18 protein-coding genes and 1 pseudogene are annotated in these 20,704 nt (G+C 46.9%); 1 reads left to right on the top strand and 18 read right to left on the bottom strand.

Going from position 1 to position 20,704, the window contains the following annotated elements:
* Positions 1–9: 9 nt before the first annotated feature.
* A complete protein-coding gene (locus tag E1963_RS02275; protein ID WP_132274762.1) occupies positions 10–1,020 on the bottom strand; it encodes a substrate-binding domain-containing protein in 1,011 nt (336 codons plus the stop codon).
* Between the two features lie 254 nt (positions 1,021–1,274).
* Between E1963_RS02275 and E1963_RS02270 the strand changes: the two genes are divergently transcribed.
* Positions 1,275–1,550 (top strand): DUF1292 domain-containing protein, encoded by a 276-nt coding sequence (locus tag E1963_RS02270; protein ID WP_132275327.1) that lies wholly within the window; start codon positions 1,275–1,277, stop codon positions 1,548–1,550.
* On the opposite strand, the gene E1963_RS02265 is transcribed toward E1963_RS02270, so the two are convergent.
* From E1963_RS02265 to trxB, 17 genes and pseudogenes are all read right to left on the bottom strand, one after another.
* Entirely contained in the window at positions 1,533–3,374 is a 1,842-nt protein-coding gene (locus E1963_RS02265; RefSeq protein WP_132274760.1) for an ATP-dependent helicase, read from the bottom strand. The two genes, E1963_RS02270 and E1963_RS02265, sit on opposite strands and share 18 nt — an antisense overlap.
* A 9-nt stretch (positions 3,375–3,383) precedes the next feature.
* A complete protein-coding gene (gene gltX / locus E1963_RS02260) occupies positions 3,384–4,841 on the bottom strand; it encodes a glutamate--tRNA ligase (protein WP_132274757.1) in 1,458 nt (485 codons plus the stop codon).
* A 2-nt stretch (positions 4,842–4,843) separates the two neighbouring features.
* Positions 4,844–5,584: an SIR2 family NAD-dependent protein deacylase gene (locus E1963_RS02255; RefSeq protein ID WP_132274755.1), complete on the bottom strand. Its 741-nt coding sequence runs from the start codon at positions 5,582–5,584 to the stop codon at positions 4,844–4,846.
* A 52-nt stretch (positions 5,585–5,636) separates the two neighbouring features.
* Complete coding sequence (locus E1963_RS02250) at positions 5,637–6,089, bottom strand: threonine/serine exporter family protein (protein ID WP_167482097.1); 453 nt, start codon at positions 6,087–6,089, stop codon at positions 5,637–5,639.
* A gap of 14 nt (positions 6,090–6,103) precedes the next feature.
* Entirely contained in the window at positions 6,104–7,336 is a 1,233-nt protein-coding gene (locus E1963_RS02245) for a GNAT family N-acetyltransferase (RefSeq protein WP_132274750.1), read from the bottom strand.
* Between the two features lie 62 nt (positions 7,337–7,398).
* Complete coding sequence (locus tag E1963_RS02240) at positions 7,399–8,184, bottom strand: DeoR/GlpR family DNA-binding transcription regulator (protein ID WP_132274747.1); 786 nt, start codon at positions 8,182–8,184, stop codon at positions 7,399–7,401.
* A gap of 192 nt (positions 8,185–8,376) precedes the next feature.
* Positions 8,377–9,780 (bottom strand): GntP family permease, encoded by a 1,404-nt coding sequence (locus tag E1963_RS02235; protein ID WP_132274745.1) that lies wholly within the window; start codon positions 9,778–9,780, stop codon positions 8,377–8,379.
* 27 nt (positions 9,781–9,807) lie between these two features.
* Entirely contained in the window at positions 9,808–10,806 is a 999-nt protein-coding gene (gene pdxA / locus E1963_RS02230; RefSeq protein ID WP_132274742.1) for a 4-hydroxythreonine-4-phosphate dehydrogenase PdxA, read from the bottom strand.
* A 45-nt stretch (positions 10,807–10,851) separates the two neighbouring features.
* Positions 10,852–12,156: a four-carbon acid sugar kinase family protein gene (locus E1963_RS02225; RefSeq protein WP_132274739.1), complete on the bottom strand. Its 1,305-nt coding sequence runs from the start codon at positions 12,154–12,156 to the stop codon at positions 10,852–10,854.
* Between the two features lie 125 nt (positions 12,157–12,281).
* Positions 12,282–13,706, bottom strand: coding sequence for a four-carbon acid sugar kinase family protein (locus tag E1963_RS02220; protein WP_132274737.1), 1,425 nt, complete (start codon positions 13,704–13,706; stop codon positions 12,282–12,284).
* Positions 13,707–13,867: 161 nt separating this feature from the next.
* Positions 13,868–14,776: pseudogene (garR, locus tag E1963_RS02215) on the bottom strand (2-hydroxy-3-oxopropionate reductase); the annotation flags it as partial.
* A 220-nt stretch (positions 14,777–14,996) separates the two neighbouring features.
* On the bottom strand, positions 14,997–15,905 hold the full coding sequence (locus E1963_RS02210) for an InlB B-repeat-containing protein (RefSeq protein ID WP_145964151.1): 909 nt from the start codon (positions 15,903–15,905) through the stop codon (positions 14,997–14,999).
* Positions 15,906–16,091: 186 nt separating this feature from the next.
* A complete protein-coding gene (gene grdD, locus E1963_RS02205; RefSeq protein WP_132274727.1) occupies positions 16,092–17,246 on the bottom strand; it encodes a glycine/sarcosine/betaine reductase complex component C subunit alpha in 1,155 nt (384 codons plus the stop codon).
* A 12-nt stretch (positions 17,247–17,258) separates the two neighbouring features.
* Positions 17,259–18,797 carry a glycine/sarcosine/betaine reductase complex component C subunit beta gene (gene grdC / locus E1963_RS02200; RefSeq protein ID WP_132274724.1) on the bottom strand — a complete coding sequence of 513 codons (1,539 nt, stop codon included), beginning with the start codon at positions 18,795–18,797 and terminating at the stop codon, positions 17,259–17,261.
* A gap of 57 nt (positions 18,798–18,854) precedes the next feature.
* The gene (grdA, locus tag E1963_RS02195; protein WP_082912768.1) at positions 18,855–19,325 is read right to left on the bottom strand and encodes a glycine/sarcosine/betaine reductase complex selenoprotein A; all 471 of its coding nucleotides are present in this window, start codon (positions 19,323–19,325) and stop codon (positions 18,855–18,857) included.
* Between the two features lie 64 nt (positions 19,326–19,389).
* Positions 19,390–19,707 (bottom strand): thioredoxin TrxA, encoded by a 318-nt coding sequence (trxA, locus tag E1963_RS02190; protein WP_006443888.1) that lies wholly within the window; start codon positions 19,705–19,707, stop codon positions 19,390–19,392.
* A 13-nt stretch (positions 19,708–19,720) separates the two neighbouring features.
* Positions 19,721–20,665 carry a thioredoxin-disulfide reductase gene (trxB, locus tag E1963_RS02185; protein ID WP_132274721.1) on the bottom strand — a complete coding sequence of 315 codons (945 nt, stop codon included), beginning with the start codon at positions 20,663–20,665 and terminating at the stop codon, positions 19,721–19,723.
* Positions 20,666–20,704: the final 39 nt, after the last annotated feature.

Below are 20,704 nucleotides of genomic sequence, written 5' to 3'. Positions count from 1 at the left end.
TCCTTCCTGTTACTGCCAGCCATCTACTCCATACATATCGACATTGTCTTTATTAATCATAAATACTTCTTCATATACTTCCGGCTCAAACTCTTCGCCCTTTAAGATGCTGATCCCCGTCTTTGCTGCCGTCTTACCCATGTTGATCGGGGATTGGGCCGCTGTCCCGGCTATCTGGCATCCCGCTTTTTTAAATTCTTTCTTTATGTCCGGCGATCCGTCTACGCCATATATGATGACGTCTTCCATCTTAGCCAGATTCACCGCGGTCATCGCACCTACCGCAATCTGGTCGTTGCCGCACATGATCGCGGTGATGTCCGGGTTCTCTTCCAGAATCTTTTTAGAAGCCTCCAGCGCTTTGTCAAACTCACCTCCGGTGTCTTCCCTCGCTACGACTTCAAAGCCCTTCTCGGCCTCTGCAATCGCTTCCTCGAAGCCCGTAATGCGGTCATTGATGGAATTCTGGGTCGGACATTCCAGGATGGCAATCTTGCCTCCGTCCGGACGCTTTGCTATCAGATCCTCCCCGCATATGAATCCTGCATTGTGATTGTCAGAACCTATGTATGCATCCACATACTCCATCTCTTTTACCTGGCTGTCCACGTTAATGATCCGAACGCCGGCATCCTTCAGCGCTTTGAGCGAATCTGTTATCTCCTCCCAGTCGACGGGGCAGAGAAAGATGGCGTCGATGCCTTCGTCTATCATCTCTTGTATCTGTGCCGCCTGCGACGCCGCGTCAGAAGCAGGATCCTTCGTGATCATTCGATACCCGTTACTTTCTATGGCCTCTCTTGTCGCCCCTTCCAGCGTTATAAAATAAGGGTTCTGCATATCGATTACGGAGAAGCCGAACACATAGGCATCTTCCTCTTCCCCTTCTATGTTATCATCGGGCTCCTCATCTTTCACAGCATTGTCTTCCGGCGTCCCTACATTTTTTTTACAGCCGGACAGCGCGAACATACAGATAAGCATCACCGCTATTACACTTGACATTCTCCTCTTCATCATAATGTTTTATCCTCCTTATGCATTATTTTTCAAACGCACAGATATATTTTACACTATTTTCAAAGTTTTGGCTACTCTTTTCACATACGCCTGGAGATGGCAAAAACTCCCTTGCATTTTATACGTTCCTTTGGTACAGTTAATGTATCTTGATATGTAAGATATAATATTTGTATATAAAAGGAGATAAGACTATGAGCGAACAGCAATGCAATTGTGGACATGATGACTGCTGCGGACATGACGATACCCCTATGGTTACCCTGACGCTTGATAATGACGAAGTGGTAGAATGTGCCATCCTCACCGTATATGAGGCCGGCGGCAACGAATATATCGCACTCCTCCCGCTTGATGAAAACGGAGACAGCGAGGAAGGCGACGTATACATCTACCGCTATAAAGAGACGGCTCCGGGAGAACCGGAACTGGAGAATATCGAAGATGATGATGAATATGAAATCGCTGCCGACGCCTTTGACGAATGGCTGGACCTGCAGGAATTCGACGAATCAGACAGTGAGGAATAGTTCATTTACAAAACGGGAGGGATTGGCTTCTTTCCCGTTTTTTTCTTTGACATAGCTGATGATGAGCTTTCGTTTTGCCCTTGTCATGGCGACATAAAAGAGCCGCCGCTCTTCTTCTATCTCATCTTCTGTCTTTGCCTTCTTATAAGGAACTACCCCCTCGTTGCCCTGGATGATGAACACCGTATCGTACTCCAGCCCTTTTGAACCGTGCATCGTCATCAGGGAGACGCTCTCCCCCGCGTCCACGTTCTTCTTTGCCTGTTCCCTCAGCATCCGTTTGTATTGCTCCACATGTGCAAACCAGCCTTCAATCGTTTCATATCCTCTGGAAAGATCCTGTATCTCATCCAGCACTTGAAAGAGCTCTTGGCCGGGTATCTGCCTGTAAGCCGCATATTCCTTCAGGAACTCGTCATAGCCGATACTTTTTCGCATATATTGGATTGCAAGATAAGGGGGTTTGTTCTCCATCATCTTAATGTCCCACTCCAGCTGGTCTATCCGGTTCATCATCCAGTCCTTGTCACAGTAGAAACGGCGGAGCGATTCATATGTCACAGGTTCCTCGCTCATACTGTCCCGCCCGATATACCTGTTCGGCCTGTTTGCAATCTGCAGGAAATGCCTGCGGTCGTATTCTTTCAGGACGAGATGGAAATAGCTGCTTATGTCCCGGGCGATGAAGTGGTCATATATATTGTCCATATGCTCTTTCATAGTAAAAGGGATATGGTATTCCATCAGGCTTTCCGACAACGCCCTTGCATCCAGGCCTGTCCGGTACAGGACGGCCAGCTGGCTGTAAGGGATTCCCTGTCCGTTCAGCTTACGTATCTGCTCCACTACGTATCTGCCCTCTTCCACGCTGTCCTTCACTTCCTGTACGTGCACCGTCTCACCCGGCTTTCTGCCGGAACGGACTGCCTTACTGAACCGTTTCTGATTGTGTCCGATTACTCTGAGCGCGCCGTTGACGATGTGGGACGTAGACCGGTAGTTCACATCGAGAAGCACCTGCCTGGCATCTGGATAGTCTTTCTTAAATTCTGCCATAATCCCTGGTCTGGCACCCCGGAACCCATAGATAGACTGGTCGTCGTCCCCTACCACGAACAAATTGTCCTCCGGCGCCGCCAGCATGCGCACCACATCATACTGCACCTGGTTGATGTCCTGAAATTCATCTACAAGTATATAGCGGAATTTCTGCTGCCACTTTTCCAGTATATCCGGACGTTTCAGAAACAGCTGGCAGCAGAGCAGCAGCATGTCTTCAAAATCAATCTTATTCCATCTTTTCTTCGCCGCCTCGTAATCGCAGTACATCGTGCGAAACCGCTCCTTGCCGAACCGGGCTGATTCATACGTTTGGATATCCAGGCGGTCGTTCTTAATCCTCCCAATCTCCGTGGACAGATCCTTCAGATAGTCTTTTTCCTCTTCTTCCGTGCGGATCCCGTCCTTATCTGACTCTGCTATGACCTGACGCAGGAGCTGGTAACGCTCTTCATCGGTGAGCAGATTGTCCTGTCCGATTCCGCAGGCCCACTTCAGAATCCCGTAGTAGATGCCGTGGAACGTTCCGAACGTAACCGGCAGCTGCTCTCCCATCACGGACAAAAACCGTTTTTTCATCTCATTGGACGCATACTTGGTAAAGGTAATGACCAGAATCTCTTCTGGCCTTACCTTATGCTTCTGAATCAGATATTCAATTCGTTTAGCGATGGTGAGTGTCTTCCCGGAACCGGGACCTGCCAGGACCATACATGGCCCGTCGTGGTGGGCGACCGCCTCATTCTGAGCACTGTTTAAACCCATATATACCTCTTATCTGCTTAATAGTTCTATTCCCCTGCGGATTCTTTTCAGAGATTCCTCTTTCCCGAGTATCTCCATAATCTCAGTGGCACCGCCCGGGGTATTCTGCTTGCCTGATACTGCCGTGCGGACCGGCCACATCACGAAGCCCACTTTGCAGCCTTTTTCATCCACATAACCCTTTAATGCCGCGAACAGCGCATCATTGCTGAAGTCCTCCTGTGCCTCCAGCACAGGAAGGATATCCGTGAGCACCTCCAGCGAGTTCTCCTCGCTCGTCTTCATCTTCTTGTGGCAGTACATAGCCGTGTCATATTCCGGAAGCTCCTCAAAGAAGTCAATCTGTTCTCTGATATCCGAGAATACTTCTATCCTCGTCTTCACGAGCGCGGCAATCTTCTTCAGATCATAGTCTTTCGTGATAGCCTCTTTCATATAAGGCTCTGCCATCTCATAAAACCTTTCAAAGTCCATGGCCTTCAGATATTCCCCGTTCATCCATCTCAGCTTCACAACGTCAAATACGGCCGGAGACTTGCTCATATGGCGGTAGTCGAATGCTTTCACAAGTTCTTCCAGCGAGAATATCTCCTGGTTGTCTTCCGGGCACCATCCAAGCAGCGCCACATAGTTGACGATCGCCTCGGACACGAATCCCTGTTCCAGAAGATCTTCATAGGAAGAATGCCCGCAGCGCTTGCTCAGCTTCTTATGGTTCTCATCCGTGATGAGCGGACAGTGGACATAAGTCGGAACGTCCCATCCGAACGCCTCGTACAGGCGGTTGTACTTCGGCGCGGACGACAGATACTCGTTCCCCCGCACCACATGGGTGATGCCCATGAGATGGTCGTCGATGACATTGGCAAAGTTATAAGTCGGATATCCGTCTGATTTCATAAGGATCATATCATCCAGCTCTTCATTCGGAACCGTGATATCCCCATATATATCGTCATGGAACGTCGTCGTCCCTTCTGCCGGCATATTGATACGGATGACATATGGCTTGCCGGATGCCAGGTTCGCCTCCACCTCTTCCCTGCTCAGGTTCAGGCAGTGCTTGTCATATGTGATAATCTCGGTTCCAGATTCCGACACCTTGCTCTTTAACGAATCCAGGCGCTCCTTGTCGCAGAAGCAATAGTACGCGTCTCCCTGCTCCACGAGTCTCTCGGCGTATTCCATATATAATCCGGAGGCGTTCCTCTCACTCTGTACGTAAGGGCCCACGCCCCCATCTTTATCCGGCCCTTCATCATGGATGAGCCCGGTCTTCTCAAGCGTTCGGTAAATAATCTCAAGCGCACCGTCCACAAGCCGTTCCTGATCCGTATCCTCGATCCTGAGCATAAAGTCTCCGCCTTCATGCTTCGCTATCAGATACGCATACAGCGCTGTCCTCAGATTTCCTACATGCATTCTTCCGGTAGGACTCGGTGCAAATCTTGTTCTTACTTTACTCATGATTATTCTCCTAATTCTTTTAGTATTTCTCCAAGTGCATCTTCTACACTCTTATGTACGATTACATCGGCAAGCTTATCCGAGAAGTGCTTCTCCGGATTGATCAGAACAAGCTTATCCCCTTCATAGTAATCAATCAGCTGGCTGCAGAGATACGTCTTCAGATTGGTTCCGAGCACGAGCAGCACATCCGCTTTCCTGACCTCTTCCGCCGCCTCCGTGATGACGCAGTTGTCGACCATCTCACCAAACAGGCATATCTTCGGGCGTATCGGTGTACTGCACACCTGGCAGAGCGGTATCCTTTTGGACCCGGTGATATACTCAACCGGATATTCCTTTCCGCAGTGCGGACAGTAGTTATCATACACGCTGCCGTGGAGATTGATGACATTCTTGCAGCCGGCCCTCTGTGGAAGTCCATAGATGCGCCTCGTGATAATCGACTGGATAAGGCCTCTTTTCTCAAGCTCCGCCATCTCATAAAAGCATCTGCCGGGTGGCTTATCCAGCATCTTCAGTATCTCGCTGCGGTAGAATTCATAGAACTGCTCTTTCCTTGTGGAGTAGAAGGAGCTGCTGAATATCTCCTCCACGGAATAGCCGTACCTCTGCTCGATCTCATACGACTCATCCCCATCCCTGATTGCAGGGTACCCGCTTTCCAGGAGCATGCCAAAACCGCTTAAAACTGTAGTATACCTGCTCTCCTTCAATATCTCCGATAGTGTCTTTCCTAACATACGCCAGCCCTCCCTCCTGCTGTTTATCGTACTTTTATTGTACCATATTTTCCTATCTGCTCCAACCTTTTCTAATTCTTCTTTCCTTCCAGTAACGGATCTGGAAGAATTCTCTAGGTATGGATACGATAAATACGATTCCAAGTACGATTCCGAACGCTATCTTAATCGAGTCCAGGCCTTTCTGGGCGGCGAGGGAGAGCTGGTTCGTCACAAGATAGTAGGCCGTATAATAGATGCCGGCACCGGGCACGAGCGGGAAGATGCCTGATACGAGAAATATCGTAATTGGACATTTCATCCTCACCGTGAGCATCCTGGAGATGAGCACCACGATAAGCGCGCCTAGGAATGCCGCTACTGCTGAGGACGTATACCGGCCTGACAGGGCATAGACGAGCCATCCGGCCGTACCGGTCATTCCACAGCTCAGGTAATATCTCTTCGGTACGTTGAACAGCACCGCATATGCCATCGTCCCTATAAACGGGCAGGCAACGTTCATAAAAATGTCATGTATCACAGCGCCAGCCCCCCTAACATATTGTTATAGATACTAAGTGTGATTCCCACTCCTATGGCAATATATACAAACACGAGCAGGGCATCTATCATCCGTACCGTCCCTGACAGGAAATCGCTGTCTGCGATGTCACGGATCGCATTGACGAACGCGACGCCCGGAATGAGCGGCATGATGGAGCCGATGATCATCCCCTCCAGCCTGACCGGCCCGGGAAAGGGCAGATGGACCGCCGCGACAGCCAGCGCTGTGATAATCACGCCGCCGGCTATGTTTATGATAATCTTAGACATATGATGCCGCTTGCCGACGAGCACCCAGATATAGAGCAGGCAGCCGATGCAGAACGCGATCACGCTCTCCAGCGCCGAGGCCCCGAGCAGGAAACCGAAGAATCCGCTTCCTGCCCCTGCAGCAAGTATCTGGAAGTAGCTGCGTTTGGGCGGTATGTCGTCTATCTCCCCAAGCTTCTGAAGCGCTTCGTCCACCCCGACACGGCCCGCCGATATCTCTCTGGAGAGATCGTTCACTTCAGCCACTATCCCAAGATGCGGAGCTGAAAGAGGCACATGCTTCACTTTCGTATATGCCTCCTGCACGCCATTCTCAGCGCTCACAAATATGCCGTGGCTCAGCGTAAAGATATCCACCTTATCCACGTGAAAACGGTTGCATATGCGGGTAATCGTCTCTTCCACACGGAAGATCTCACCGCCGTTTTTCAGAAGTATCCGCCCGGCCTCAAGAGCCAGATTCACTACTTTCCTGACATCCACCTCAGAATCCAGGTACTTCTTGAGATATACCATGTCCGTCAGCAGCTTCCCGTCCTCGTAGATCGGCTCATCGTAATTGTCTATAAAAAAGTTCATGATGATATGAGAGTTTACGAACCCGCATTTCTCATAAAACCCTATGCTCTTGGCACAGTTGCCCGTGCCGACATACATTGTGTCACACCGGTTGCTGTAATGTTCACACAGATAGTGAATCATATATCTTGCATACCCTTTGCCCTGATACTCCGGCCTGGTCGCTATATTTTTAAGCTCACATTTCCGGTTCTTAAGTATGGCTACAACCGCAACAGCCATAACCTGCTCCCGGTCGCACAGCACAAACATCTCGCCGTCGCCGAGATACCGGTCAATCATATTCTCCTGAGGGTCTGCCAGCAATAATAAGTCTAAATATGCTTTTTTGTCTTCTATAATCTGTCTGATATTCATACATATTTACCCCGCATTTATTTGGTAGTGTAAAGTTTCAAAAGGCAAAATCCACTCTGTCACTACGGACACCGTCCGCCCTCTCTGTAGTTGAAATTTGCTGGTAAGGGCCTGATAACTGCATTCAGTTTTTCCAACCTCTTTATCTCTTCCACCGTGAATTTCTTATCCGTAATAATTCCGGAATAATCTCCCAGATGATTAATCTTTGTCATAGCCTGCCGGCCGAATTTGGATTGATCTACTACCAGATAAGATTTCCCACATTGCATCGGAGTATAGCGTTTGAGCCACATCTTCTCCAGTGTAGGCGTCGTCACTTCAAAATCATCATTAATTGAAGCAGCCCCGAAGAACCCCACATCAAATTTAAAATCCGCCAGCATCTGCGTTGCATATCGCCCGAACATACTTCCGGTCTCTTTCTGGACACTTCCGCCGCAGATAAACAACTCCGCCTCGCTATTCTTCAGCAGTTGGGCAATCTCCAGGTCATTCGTGATGATCAGTATTCCCCGGATACCATTTATTAATTTCGCTATCTCATAAGTCGTTGTTCCCGCATCTAAAAAAACGGTATCTCCTTCTGATACCAAAGGAAGACAGAGTTCCGCCAACAGTACTTTCTCTCTTTTGTGACTCGTCTGCTTATCTGCATAGGTTACTTCCTGCTTTGCAACGGCTCCGCCATGACAGCGCTCAATGATGTTATCCTCCTGTAATTTAATCAAATCTCTGCGTATTGTCATGGGACTGACCTTTAATTCCTTCGCCAGTTCATTTACCTGTACACTGCTATTTCTTCGAATCAGTTCCACAATCATGGCCCGTCTCTCTGCTGCAAACATCTGACTCCCCCCTCAAACATGATATCAATTCGTTTTCCCCTGTCCTCTGCGTAATTGCCTGTTGGCGCGCACATAAAAATATGCAGCGGAAGGCCTTTCTTCCGCTGCATACTATTGTACCTCATTCCAAAATGATATTCAATATAAAAACTTTTTCATAGCCAATCCCTTACTGCATCTTTATCAACATATTTACATAAAGATATTCAGTATCAGGACTTCCACAACACCAACAGCCCATGCAATGGTAGATGTAATTGACCAGATGGTCAACTGATCTTTTGCTTCGCTTACTCCAAGAGTTCTGTTTACAACCCAGAAATAACTGTCATTGAAGTATCCGAAGAACAGAGAGCCCACACAGCATGCTACTGCTCCAAGCAGTGGGCTTGCACCTGTCGCAACAATGATTGGTGCAGAGATACTTGCTGCTGTTGTCATAGCAACTGTACCGGAACCCTGGATGAATCTCATCGCTGTAGAGATCAATAATGGAAGAATAATAATCGGAATTGCAGTCTGCGTAAGACCTTCTGCCATGAATGTTCCAAGTCCGGAATCCTTGATGATCTGACCAAGCGCACCGCCACCGCCTGTTACCAGCATAATGATACCAGCAGACATCATACCTTTTTCCATCTCAGTGATACAGGTATGTCTGTCAAATTTTCTTCCCAATGTGAAGATTGCAACTACAAGACCAAGGCCAACTGCTACGATTGGCTGTCCAAGGAAGATCAATACCTCCATAATACCTGTTGTATATCCCAACGCGGAAGCAATCGTATTAATTAAGATTAATATAATCGGTACGATCAGAGGCATGAAGGACTCTAATGTTCCAGGCATTCCTGTCAGATCCATTGCAAATGCATTCTCATAATCTGGCTCCTGATAAGGAGCTTCTTTGATTTCACCATCTTCATCTACGATACGATAGTATTTCTTAGATAATACTAATCTTGCATATGCGATACAAGCGATTGCCATTGGCAGCGCAAGTACGATTGATAACAGGATAAACTTACCAACATCGATTCCGAAGATACCACATACTCCCAGAGGACCTGGTGTAGGTGGAACCAGGGAGTGAGTAATTACAAGACCCGCTGCAAGTGATACGCCAAGGGCAATTACACTTTTCTTTGTTGCCTTGGAGATCGCCTTTGCAATCGGTGCCAATACCACGAATCCCGAATCACAAAAGATCGGAATAGATACAAGGAAACCGGTTAATGCCAATGCTTCTTCTTCTCTCTTCTTACCGAACAGTTTCAGGAATGTATGTGCCATTCTCTTTGCTGCTCCTGTTACCTCAAAGATCTGTCCCATCATAACACCGAAGCCGATAATAATACCGATGCTTCCCAATGTACCACCGAAGCCTGATGTAATTGAATTTACGATACCAAATGTCCTGCCATCATCCAGTGTAATATTTGAAAGCGGCATTCCGCCAACAACACCAACGATAATTGTACAGATAATCAATGCGAGAAACGCCTGTACTTTTGTTTTCAATACCAGGAATATCAGTACTACAATACCAATTGCCAGACCAATTAACATTCTTTCCCCACTAAGTCCATTTACCATACTAGTTCTCCTCTTCCTTCCTAAAAGTTATCTTGTGAAATTTGGTGCGTATTTTGCCGCCAACAAAATGGCCTCAATCATGCTGACCGCACTTACAATTCCCTTTCCTGCGATATCAAATGCAGTTCCATGATCTACAGATGTACGAAGGAGCGGCATCCCATTCGTAATCGAAATGGTTTTCTCAAAATCAAGAGTCTTCGTTGCAATGTGGCCCTGATCATGATACAAAGACAATACACTGTTGTATCTTCCGATTGCAGCCTGATGGAATACAGAGTCTGCTCCGATTGGTCCTACAACATTATATCCTTCTGCCTGAAGCTCCTCAATTGCCGGTGTAATCTCATTTACCTCTTCCCAGCCAAACAGCCCATGTTCTCCGCTGTGCGGATTCAATCCGGCAATTGCCATGGTTCCATCTGTAACACCGAGTTTCTTAAGCGCTTCCAGACAACGTTTCACATAATCCTTAATTCTCTCTTTGGTGATCATATCCAGCATCTCTCTTAAGGACACATGTCTTGTCAGGAAGAATACGCGCATTCCATTCGTCTCGAACATGGTCAGCGGATCTTCTGTATTGGTGAGCGCACCGAAGATCTCCGTATGTCCAATAAAGCTAATGTCACCTGCACGCAGTGATTCCTTATTAATCGGCGTTGTCGCGACAGCATCGACCTTGCCGCTGTTCGCAAGCTCAATACTTTTTGCAATATATTCATATGCGGCTTTTCCGCACATTCCATTGACCTTTCCAAATTCAAATCTGGCCATGTCAACATTGCCTAAATTTATCAGATTCAAGATGCCTTCACGGAAATCTCCTTCTTCCGGTTTATTGATTACATTAACCGTCAGTTCTACGCCTGTAATCTTAATGGCGTTCTCCATGATTGCCTTGTCACCGACAATAATACAATTTGCCACGTCAAATACTTCTTTCGAAGCAACTGACTTTGCAACAATCTCCGGTCCTACTCCTGCCGGATCTCCAATAGGTACTGCGATTAGTGATTTTCCCATAACATTTACGTCCTTTCATTGATTATTTGCATAAAAATATTGTTTCTAGATATACAGTTTCTCTTTCAAGTAAGTAATGCATCGATTAATTGCATCATGTCCGCCCTGGCTTCCTCCTTTGGTAATAATATGTATCCCTTCAAACTCGCCTTTTAAGAACTGCCCGTACGCCGCCAGCGGAAGAACTTCATCCATCAGACTCAGTCCGGCTGTCTGAAACTTCTTACACACGGCCACCGTCACATCGCCGCCGCTGGTATACAGCCCTTTGAACGTTGGCTCGCTCTTGAATATCCGGTAAGTGATCTCTGCAAATGCGCTGTTAATCATACCCGTCGCCGTATCAAGCGAACAGTGATAACGTTCCATGTAAGGTTTGAAATCAATCCTGTTCTCCGGATAGATTCCATCGCCTGTTACCGTGGATATCACATTCCGGTCACATTCATCTAAAATCTCTCCGGCTACCCGTGCAATCTCCTGCTCTCTTCTTACCTCTCCCTCTAACAGTTCCTTCGTATTCACGAAGACATTATGTGTACTCTGGGAAAGCCATAATTCTTCCATCTGCACGGTAGTATTCGGATTCACACTTCCTACTGCGGCAAGAATCTTGTTTTTCTCCTTCTTCTCAGAAGGTACGAGCAATTTCCTTGACAATGTCGCGGTAAATACTCCCGGATCAACCGCTACGGCTTTCAGCTTGCTTGTAATTACTGCATCTGCAATCAGGTCCAGATCTTCCTGCGTCACACAGTCTATTACAAGTATCCTGCTTCCCTTGGCAACACATTGGTTCATCAGATCTGCCAGATAATGCTTGCCATTCATCAACTCCTTCATCCGTATGGATGATACTTCATACTTGCTCTGCTCCTGGAACAGAACCGCTGCTTCCGATACCTTCACCGGCGTCTTGGGATCAATTGCAATATTCGTCTTATGCAGCGGAATTCCATCCACCAGCATATAGCCGCCGATCACAACTCTTCCAGAGGACGGAAAACAAGGTGCTGCAATCGCTACGTAATCGCCTCCCAGACAATCCAGCATTGCATCTATCTCGCTCCCCAGATTCCCTCTTAACGTACTGTCTATCCGCTTTGAATAGACCTTTACGTCGTCTCCTTTTAGCAAATTACATACATTATGTACCCGGTTATAGGCAGCCTTAGCATCTACTCCGCGGCTGTCGGTTGAATACAGTACACAGTCACAATCTGACAATGTAGACAGTTCAATTCGTTCCATGTTCATCACTGTATATGCCTTATAGTTCATCTTCTTCAGAAGTACACCGGTGGCATTGGCTCCCGTCAGGTCATCTGCTATCACAACACACTGTGGCATAACCAACCTCCTATCGCAAAACCATTTGTTTGTTTGTGTTTACATTGTACTTACTATGATTGTTTTTGTCAATGTTTATGGCTAATCGCGCAAATATTTTGTTTATTTATGTTCATTCTAAACTATCACTTATTCATTAATACTTCTACTGCTTCTTTTAATGTTGTAATCTCTCCAACATTTCCCGGAAAAATCACATACGGAGTCATTGGGAATTTACTTTCTTCCCCCGTCTGCCATACCGGAATTCCAGGTTTGATCTGTCCTAATACATTGGCTTTCTTAACTGCAAGTGCCTTGGTCCCTACATCGCTGGATGTAATTCCACCCTTGGCGATAACGAAACTTGGAGTAATGCTTAAACGCCCTACCAGTGACTGCACTGCATCAGAGATCTTAACTGACAGTCTAAGTTCATCTTCCTTATCCCCTGTATCTGCAGTAATCAGAGCACGCGTGGTATAACAGCATACTGTCTTTCCTGCTTTAATACACTCTTCTTCCTTGTTAAGACATCTCTGTACCTCTGCTTCAAATACAGTATCATCCTTTACTAAAGTTGCATCCAATTCAATAAATTCGATATCTGACAGTTCCTTTAAAGATTCCACCTGCTTAGTTGTCTTATCTGTATGAGAGCCTACAACTACAATTCCTCCATTTGTTGTCTCTTTTAATACCATCTGGTCTCTGGTAAGGAGAGGCTGGTCTGTCACTGCCCCCATAACCTTTACAATAGCAGCTGCTGTACGGAACATGAATACCTTGCCCCTTGCCATTGCACGGTACAAAGCAACACAGAATACTTTTACATCAACATAATCTACTGCATTTACAACAATCTTATTGAAATCTTTTACATCCATTAACTGTGCTTCAATCTTATCAATATCCATGTTATGGATATCCTCAAGAGAGATGCAGGTCACATCAGAAGCCTTATATGACCCTTTTGTCTTCTCTTCTACATACTCCGGCATAGTTGCGGCTGTATAACCGAATGTTTTATCTTTTGCAAATTCTGTCTCGTTGGCCGGAACCAGTTCTTCACCGTATTTTACATAATGAACATTATTAATGGTGAATCTTCCTCCTTCTTTGAAGAATGGGCAGAGAATCTCTCCATCAATCGTCTTACCAGTATTTACCTCATAATTGTCCTTCAGCAGTTCTGTCTCCAGTGGATAATGTCCACGAAGTGTGCTGTCGCTGCGGCTGATAAAGATATATTCTTTTCCAGCCTCTTTTGCAACTTCATCCACAACTGCCGCAATCTCATTATGCGCTTTTGTTGTCTGCTCTACCGTAAATCCTCTTGAATTCGTCAGCACATAGAACAGGTTGTTCTCCTCTTCGAATCCATGACGGATACTGTCTTTCTCCCAGTTAGTATACACAGAGATGTCATGAACCGTCTGCACGCCAGTCGGGTCATCATCTAATACTATGATCTTCTTATTGTTCGCTTCGATTTCTTTTTTTAATAAACCGTCAATATATTCTTTATCAATCTTTTTATAAGAAGTTAATACTTCTGCATTGATTGCCATATTATTGTCCTCCTGTTATGAAGTGGCCTCTTATCAAGAGTAGAATCGTCTTCTTAATCGCACGTTCGCCTTGTCTGCATAGGCTATGACTTCTGCAGAGCATCCGGACTGCCTTGCTTTTAATGTAACTGTGGTCACTTCATATTGTCTATCACACAAATCTAGTCAAATTTCTTAACCTCTATATCTGCCAGTTTCTCAAAGTACTGTATGATTCCGCCATGGTCATCATTCATATGTCCATGGATCTTCAGTGACTGAAGAATCTCATATAACTGTGCTGTATATGGAATCGGAACGTCAATAGAATGTGCCGTATCAACAACATTCTTAATATCCTTATGGTTGATACGGATCGGTCCGCCTGGTTTAAAGTTGCGCTCTACGATCAAAGGAATCTTCGCATCCAGAACAGCGCTTCCAGCAAGTCCTCTGCGGATTGCTTCGTATACTTTCTGCGGGTCTGCGCCAGCCTTTGCAGCCAGAACAAATGCTTCAGATATAACTGCGATTGTGTTGTTAACGATTACCTGGTTCGCAAGTTTTGTAACACTTCCGCTTCCGGATGCACCGATTAACAATGCTGAAGCTCCCAAGATATCGAAGTATTCTTTCATTGCGTTAAAGTCTTCTTCGTCTCCGCCTGCCATAATTGCAAGTGTTCCTGCTATAGCTCCCGGTTCTCCGCCAGATACTGGAGCATCCACAAAACCAACACCTTTTTCTTTCAGTCCGTTGTAGCATTCTTGAGATTCAACAGGAGTAACAGAACTCATATCGCATATGATGCTTCCTGCTTTGATTGTAGATGCTACGCCATCCTCACCAAACAGGATAGACTTTGTAATTGCTCCGCTTGGAACCATAATGATGACTCTTTCACACTGTGCTCCAATCTCGGCATATGTAGCCTCCGTTGCGCCGGCGGCAACAACATCTGCAACTGCTTCTTTGTCCAGATCTGCGACCATCAATTTAACCCCCGCCTTCAGCAGGTTCTTTGCCATTGGTCTTCCCATGATACCTAGTCCGATAAATCCTACTTTCATTCTTCTTGCTTCCTTTCTTCCTTTTGATTTTTGTTTGTTACTTCATGTTTAATCTTGAAATGTTTTGTTCATTTCTTTCTTTAGCTCACTTTACTACATACCGGTATACTGTTCAAGATGTTATTTTTCTTTCTCCCTTTTTGACAGTTTTACCACCCTCTATTTTGTGTACTTTTACTATATTTGTTATTTTTATGTCGTTATATTTTTAACATATAGTATAATAATATTCTTTTTGTAATCACTCTCCCCAATTATCTCGTCCTGCCGGATATACGCAGAGTGTTCCGTCTGCTTTATACAGCACTCCGCCCTCGCTGTAGTATGCGGGATTCCCTTCTACTACTTCTATATACATCAGATTAGGGAATGAATCGAAAGCTCCGGGTTCGATATAGATGATATTCGTTGGAATATACACGTCGAAAATCATGTCCTCCAGTCCGGCAAAAGCACCGGCCTCCACACCCAGACAATTCGAGGATGTGGGCAAAACGATGGTTCCTTCATCTGCGACCGCAGCCGCATCACTGTATCCGGTTATATATCCTCTGTCGTCGCATATATAAGTGGAAATTTCCTTCCATCCCGCATACAGGTCCACTCTTGTCCGGCCTTCCTCGATACCGGTAAACGGAACGGTACAGGAAGGATCTGTATACCATCTGTCAAATTCTTTTCCGAGTCTTCTCGGAACTTCCAGCACAGAAGTATCAAGGCTATATTCATTGAGCGTCATCTCCGTTACGGACAACGTGCCTCCGTTGCTATGGAATGCTACATGCACAGATATAGGTATTTTGGGATACGTCGCCGGAACTTTTGCTTCTTCTTTTGAAGAACTTCCGGTAACTGCATTCAACCTCTCCTCTGATTCCACCTTATCCAATTTCACCTTATCCGCAGCCACCACATTTTTAGCAGGTTCTTCCCCTGGAAGAATTATAATCCCCATCTCCTCCGGATAGTCCAGTATTCTTTTTAAGGGCTTTGCATCCAACGGTTCCGTACCCGGAGCAGGCGGTTCAGGCATCTGTGTTACCGTGTCGCCGGCATATCCCAGGCCAGACGAAACCGTCTCCGGCTTTGCCTGTCTCATACCGATAACATACAGACAGCACACAAACGCAGAAAGAAGAGCACCTTTCATAATCTGTCTGACCGGAATTCTGAGTCTTCTTCCAGTTGTACGTAATATCAATACATCTTCCACTATTAACACCTCACATTCAATTCATTATAAGGCCTGGAAAGAAGAAATGAAAAGTGGCATCTCGCCACACGCAAGACGCCACTTTTCATATTAGAAAACAATCTGGTGGTTTCCACGGATAATTTAGTTGATAAATCCTGCTTTCTTAAGCTCTTCCTCTGCTTTAGCAAGATTTGCGTCTGAAACGAGGATAATCGGTCCTGTACAGCCCATACCACTCTCTGCATAGACACCAATCTTCCACAGGGCTTTCACGCCGTCCTCAAGATCCATGATCTCAATTCCCGCTATCTGCGACGTAACCGGCTCTTTCGGTGGCGCTTTCACTTCCTCGGAATCTCCTGCTGTTTTTTCAGAAGCTTTTCTGGCGGCAAGAATCTCTTTCAGGCCGGCTTTGTTGGCTGCATCGAATTCCTTCTTTGCAACTTCAAACACCTTGCCCCTGACAAGCTGTGCCGCATAGCGGATTGCCCCGGTGATAAGCGGTGCACCTGAAGCACGGGAGATGATCATCACAAGCTGCTCATACCCTTCCCCTATCCCGGGGCCGTAGCCGTATCCCGATGCCTCATAGCTTCCTCCTGTCGTATAAGAGGACAGCATCTTAATCAGGATGTTTCCTGACAGCGAATCACATACCATAATGTCCGGTGAGCCCTGGAGCACGTCGTTGCCTCTCATCACGCATCCTCCGTCCGCTCTGGCCGATTCCGCAAAGTTTATATCATAGCCATTTTCTTTCAGCTGCTTCAAAGCAATCTCTGTCTGGCGGGCGCCGTCTACATTCAGGATTCCCACCGTCGGATCTGCCTTTCCACATGTCTTAGCTGCAATAATGCCGTAGATAGCATTTTTAATCATGCCTTCGATACGGTCGGCACTCGATGTACCTGTCGTCGTCGACACATACATCTCTCTGCCTTTGGATGGTGTGATCGCACGCCCCACAGTGGATACACCAATCGGAAACGGAAAGTGCATCGTTACCGCACCGTCTACTTCCTTATTCTTCAGGAGCTCTTCCATCTTCTTATGGCCTTCGTCTTCGTCAGCCACTTTCACTGTAGTCACTCCCTCAGCTTCCAGCGTACCGATATAGTACACATCGATACCCTCTCTTGCCGCTGCTACCGCTGCTTCCATGGAATTCTCTTCCCCATGTTCGCTTCCCATGCCTGTCAGCGCGATCTTCGGCTTCTTTCCAAAGCTTCCGGTCTCAAGCCCTTCCGCCATCTCCATAAAGGTGGAGGCAATCATCTTCTCAATATTATCTGCCATATTCACCACCCCTTACTCTGCCATCAGAGTCGCGGCAAAATCTTTCATCGCTTTCGCAATGAGTCCTTTGACTTCCTCTTCGGATACGCCTGCCGCCGCACTTTCTTCCTCGGCCGTATTGCCGTGGATTACAAAAGATACGCCGTCAAACAGATTGGTCATACGTCCGAGGAAAAGGCTTCCCTTACCGATAATCATCGCATTCCTGATCTTGCCGTCAAGGATGTCCTCACGCGCAAATCCGATATACGGAACTCCTGACGGAATGTGTCCCTGTGTAGGAGCCCATCCGGTAAGACCGTGTTCCTTCGTAAACGCAGCCAGTTCCTTCTTGTCCAGCTCACCGCGCTTCACAGCGAGGGCCGCAATCATCTTGTAGTTCGCAAGCGGAACGTCTCCTGCTCCTGCCGGCTTCGTGATATCCGGATTCTGCATCTCCGGAGAATACTTGTCGATATCCGGAATCTTCATCCCTGCTTTGTCAAGCGAATCTGTGACAAGGCTTCCGATGACAGCCTGTGGTGCAGAGCCTGTACCGACACTGTGGCGGCCGAGCATATTCAGATCTATCTCAGGGTTCACGCCGTCATTTTCAGAGATGACTACCGCAAAGCCTCCGAGGCAGTCTTCCAGGATCGGAAGTCCTTTCTTGATGTGATCCTTTCCGTTCATACCAAGCTTGGCCGTACATCCTCCGGATGTGACGACAACAGTCTTGTATGCGCCTGACTTGACAAGGGCTGCCGCTTCGATCAAGGCATGTGCCGGTGCGGCACAGAATCCTCTTGCATCAGAACCTGTAGCGCTGACCAGGCCTGCAACTTCCGCCGCAGCTTTGGCAAAGTTTCCGCCGCCTCTCTGGTTCATGTCGCCGCATGCCTCTTCTGCACAGTCTATAACATATTCCACATCCGCCTTGTCAATCCCTGCATTGCGTACCGCATAGAGCAGCGCCAGAACACTGGAAGCCTTGCTCATAAGGTTCTCATGCATGACATGGGCAGATAAGTTAACGTCGATATCATGGGCTCTTTTTACACAGCCTACTAATTTTCCATCGTGATATAACCCTTCTGCATGCTCTTCGTTGACAAAATGCTCTATCTCGCCCAGTTCCACGCCTTCGTGGACTTTTTCAACGATATCCTCAGAGATGATCGGGTTTGCGGCAAACGCGTCCTTATACTTTGCCACAAATTCTTTGTCCAGCCTTACGACCTCGAACATATCGCTTGCCTGCACGAGGAACAGGAACTCCTCCTGCGGCATAATCTCGCCATATCTGCCGAAACGGTCGGCTCCTTCTTTGTTCTTGTCATACCAGGGGAACTCTACCTGTGCCAGTTCATCCGGATGCACATTGCCGATATATGTCTGGTTTGGCCAATACTCTACTGCCTCTTTAAAAGAACGCAGGTTGTTCGGCACCTCTTTCAGATATTCGGAATCTGGATTGACGATTCTCTCCGTCGTCTGCGTCGTTCCATTATATAAAACCATATCCGGGGTATGTACTAATACATAACTTGCCCCTTTGATTACACTGTTCATTGGTTTTCCACCTTTCATTAAATATACGGGGTGGTGGGGTGACACCACCCCACACACTTAAAATTTACAGAACTCGTCTCTGATGGCTGTCATTTCATTAATGATATCATCAACATCGAGTACCATTTCCATCATACTGATCTGCTCATCATACACTTCTTCGTCGAACTCTTCTTTCATCTCTGGTTCGCACACGTGATATACTTTGAGTCCAAGCTGGACCCCTGTCAATGGACCTGCGAAAGTAGGATCTCCTGCTGTTACGGTCTCTGCTGCAAGGCCTGAAGCTTCACCTTCTGCAGCACCGAGAACTACTACCAAGTTCTCTGCACCATATTCATCAGCAAATTCTTTTACTCTCTTCTGATTTTCCAAGTCCATTGCGCCTGCGCTCGTTCAGACGAAACATTCCGTGGATGAGAATACTACCTCGGCACCGGCGGTCTTAACGCATTCTGCGATAGCCGGCCCCGGTATCCCGTCACGGTCTCCGATAATTATTGCTTTTTTTCCATCTAAAATAGCCATAATTATGCTTTCTCCTTTCTTGTGAGTTGCTGGTTGTATTTATGATAAAGAAAACTATCCTTGATTAGATATATTTCTTAATCATCGCTTCGATGTTCTCCGGCGTAGCGTCGTCTTTCACGACTTCTTCCACCTTCTCGCCGTCTTTGTATACAGCCATGACAGGAAGTCCCAACACCTTCTGCGCGATAGCAAGGCGGCGTGCCTTCGTCGTGTTCAGGGACGTGAATTTCATCTTGTCCCCGTATGTGTCTGCAAATTCATGAACCTTTGGCATCAGAGCCTGGCATGGTACGCATCCGTCACCGTAAAAATCTACAAATACATATCCTTCTGCTTTTAACACTTCTTCTTCAAATGTTTCCTTCGTTACATCAATCATCTTTCTCTACCTCCTAAAAATAATCTGATAAGCTTCTCTCTACCTGGACTGCAGCTATGGCTCCGTCCGCAGCAGCGGTTACGACCTGTCTCAGGCTCTTGATACGCACATCTCCGGCCGCATATACGTTCGGAACATTCGTGTGCATATCATCGTCCGTCTTGATATATCCTCTCTCGTCCATATCCACGATGCCTACAAACAGCTTGGAATTCGGAACCGTACCGATGAAGCCGAACAATCCGAACATGCCGTCCTCAGGGTCAGCTTCTACTTTACGCGTCTCGCCGGTCTTTACATTCTTAACGATCATACCCTGGAGAATGTCATCCCCGTACACCTCTTCTACGACACTGTCCCAGAAGAAGTCGATCTTCGGATTTGCAAATGCTTTCTCCTGGATAGACTTTGCGGCACGAAGCTCGTTACGTCTGTGGATGATCGTGACTTTTCTGGCAAATTTGGTGAGATACATCGCTTCCTCGACTGCAGAATCTCCGCCGCCGACCACGTACACTTCAAAGTCTTCAAAGAAGTTCGCATCACATGTAGCACAGTAGGATACGCCCTTGCCCATGAATTCCGCCTCGCCCTTGCAGCCGATAGGTCTGGAGTAGGCACCTGTGGCGATAATGATATTTTTCGCCTGATATTCTGCCTTTGTGCTCTTCAGCACCTTCACATCGCCTTCCAGCTGTACTTCAGTAATCGTGTCTGATACACGTTCAACACCGAATTTTTCTGCCTGTCCTGTCATCCTTGCGATGAGTGAAGGGCCTGATTCGCCTTCCACCATCTGTCCCGGATAATTCTCGATCTCGTCTGTGATTGCAATCTGTCCGCCATCCTGCCCTTTTTCGATAATCAGCGTAGAAAGACGGCTTCTGCCTGCATACAGCCCTGCCGCGAGACCAGCAGGACCTGCACCCAGGATAATTACGTCATAAATCTTGCCCATGGGATTCATCTCCTTTTTCCTGTTAAAGTTACATCTGCT

Origin of the sequence: Extibacter muris (genome assembly GCF_004345005.1) — a bacterium.
Classification (GTDB): domain Bacteria; phylum Bacillota; class Clostridia; order Lachnospirales; family Lachnospiraceae; genus Extibacter; species Extibacter muris.
The sequence above is the reverse complement of the archived record's forward strand: the minus strand, read 5'-3'. Positions and strand labels throughout refer to the sequence as shown.

Excerpts from the sequence above, each read along its gene's own strand:
- E1963_RS02275 (WP_132274762.1), bottom strand. The coding sequence starts at position 1,020 with ATGATGAAGAGGAGAATGTCAAGTGTAATAGCGGTGATGCTTATCTGT.
- E1963_RS02270 (WP_132275327.1), top strand. The coding sequence starts at position 1,275 with ATGGTTACCCTGACGCTTGATAATGACGAAGTGGTAGAATGTGCCATC.
- E1963_RS02265 (WP_132274760.1), bottom strand. The coding sequence starts at position 3,374 with ATGGGTTTAAACAGTGCTCAGAATGAGGCGGTCGCCCACCACGACGGG.
- gltX (WP_132274757.1), bottom strand. The coding sequence starts at position 4,841 with ATGAGTAAAGTAAGAACAAGATTTGCACCGAGTCCTACCGGAAGAATG.
- E1963_RS02255 (WP_132274755.1), bottom strand. The coding sequence starts at position 5,584 with ATGTTAGGAAAGACACTATCGGAGATATTGAAGGAGAGCAGGTATACT.
- E1963_RS02250 (WP_167482097.1), bottom strand. The coding sequence starts at position 6,089 with ATGAACGTTGCCTGCCCGTTTATAGGGACGATGGCATATGCGGTGCTG.
- E1963_RS02245 (WP_132274750.1), bottom strand. The coding sequence starts at position 7,336 with ATGAATATCAGACAGATTATAGAAGACAAAAAAGCATATTTAGACTTA.
- E1963_RS02240 (WP_132274747.1), bottom strand. The coding sequence starts at position 8,184 with ATGTTTGCAGCAGAGAGACGGGCCATGATTGTGGAACTGATTCGAAGA.
- E1963_RS02235 (WP_132274745.1), bottom strand. The coding sequence starts at position 9,780 with ATGGTAAATGGACTTAGTGGGGAAAGAATGTTAATTGGTCTGGCAATT.
- pdxA (WP_132274742.1), bottom strand. The coding sequence starts at position 10,806 with ATGGGAAAATCACTAATCGCAGTACCTATTGGAGATCCGGCAGGAGTA.
- E1963_RS02225 (WP_132274739.1), bottom strand. The coding sequence starts at position 12,156 with ATGCCACAGTGTGTTGTGATAGCAGATGACCTGACGGGAGCCAATGCC.
- E1963_RS02220 (WP_132274737.1), bottom strand. The coding sequence starts at position 13,706 with ATGGCAATCAATGCAGAAGTATTAACTTCTTATAAAAAGATTGATAAA.
- E1963_RS02210 (WP_145964151.1), bottom strand. The coding sequence starts at position 15,905 with ATGAAAGGTGCTCTTCTTTCTGCGTTTGTGTGCTGTCTGTATGTTATC.
- grdD (WP_132274727.1), bottom strand. The coding sequence starts at position 17,246 with ATGGCAGATAATATTGAGAAGATGATTGCCTCCACCTTTATGGAGATG.
- grdC (WP_132274724.1), bottom strand. The coding sequence starts at position 18,797 with ATGAACAGTGTAATCAAAGGGGCAAGTTATGTATTAGTACATACCCCG.
- trxA (WP_006443888.1), bottom strand. The coding sequence starts at position 19,707 with ATGATTGATGTAACGAAGGAAACATTTGAAGAAGAAGTGTTAAAAGCA.
- trxB (WP_132274721.1), bottom strand. The coding sequence starts at position 20,665 with ATGGGCAAGATTTATGACGTAATTATCCTGGGTGCAGGTCCTGCTGGT.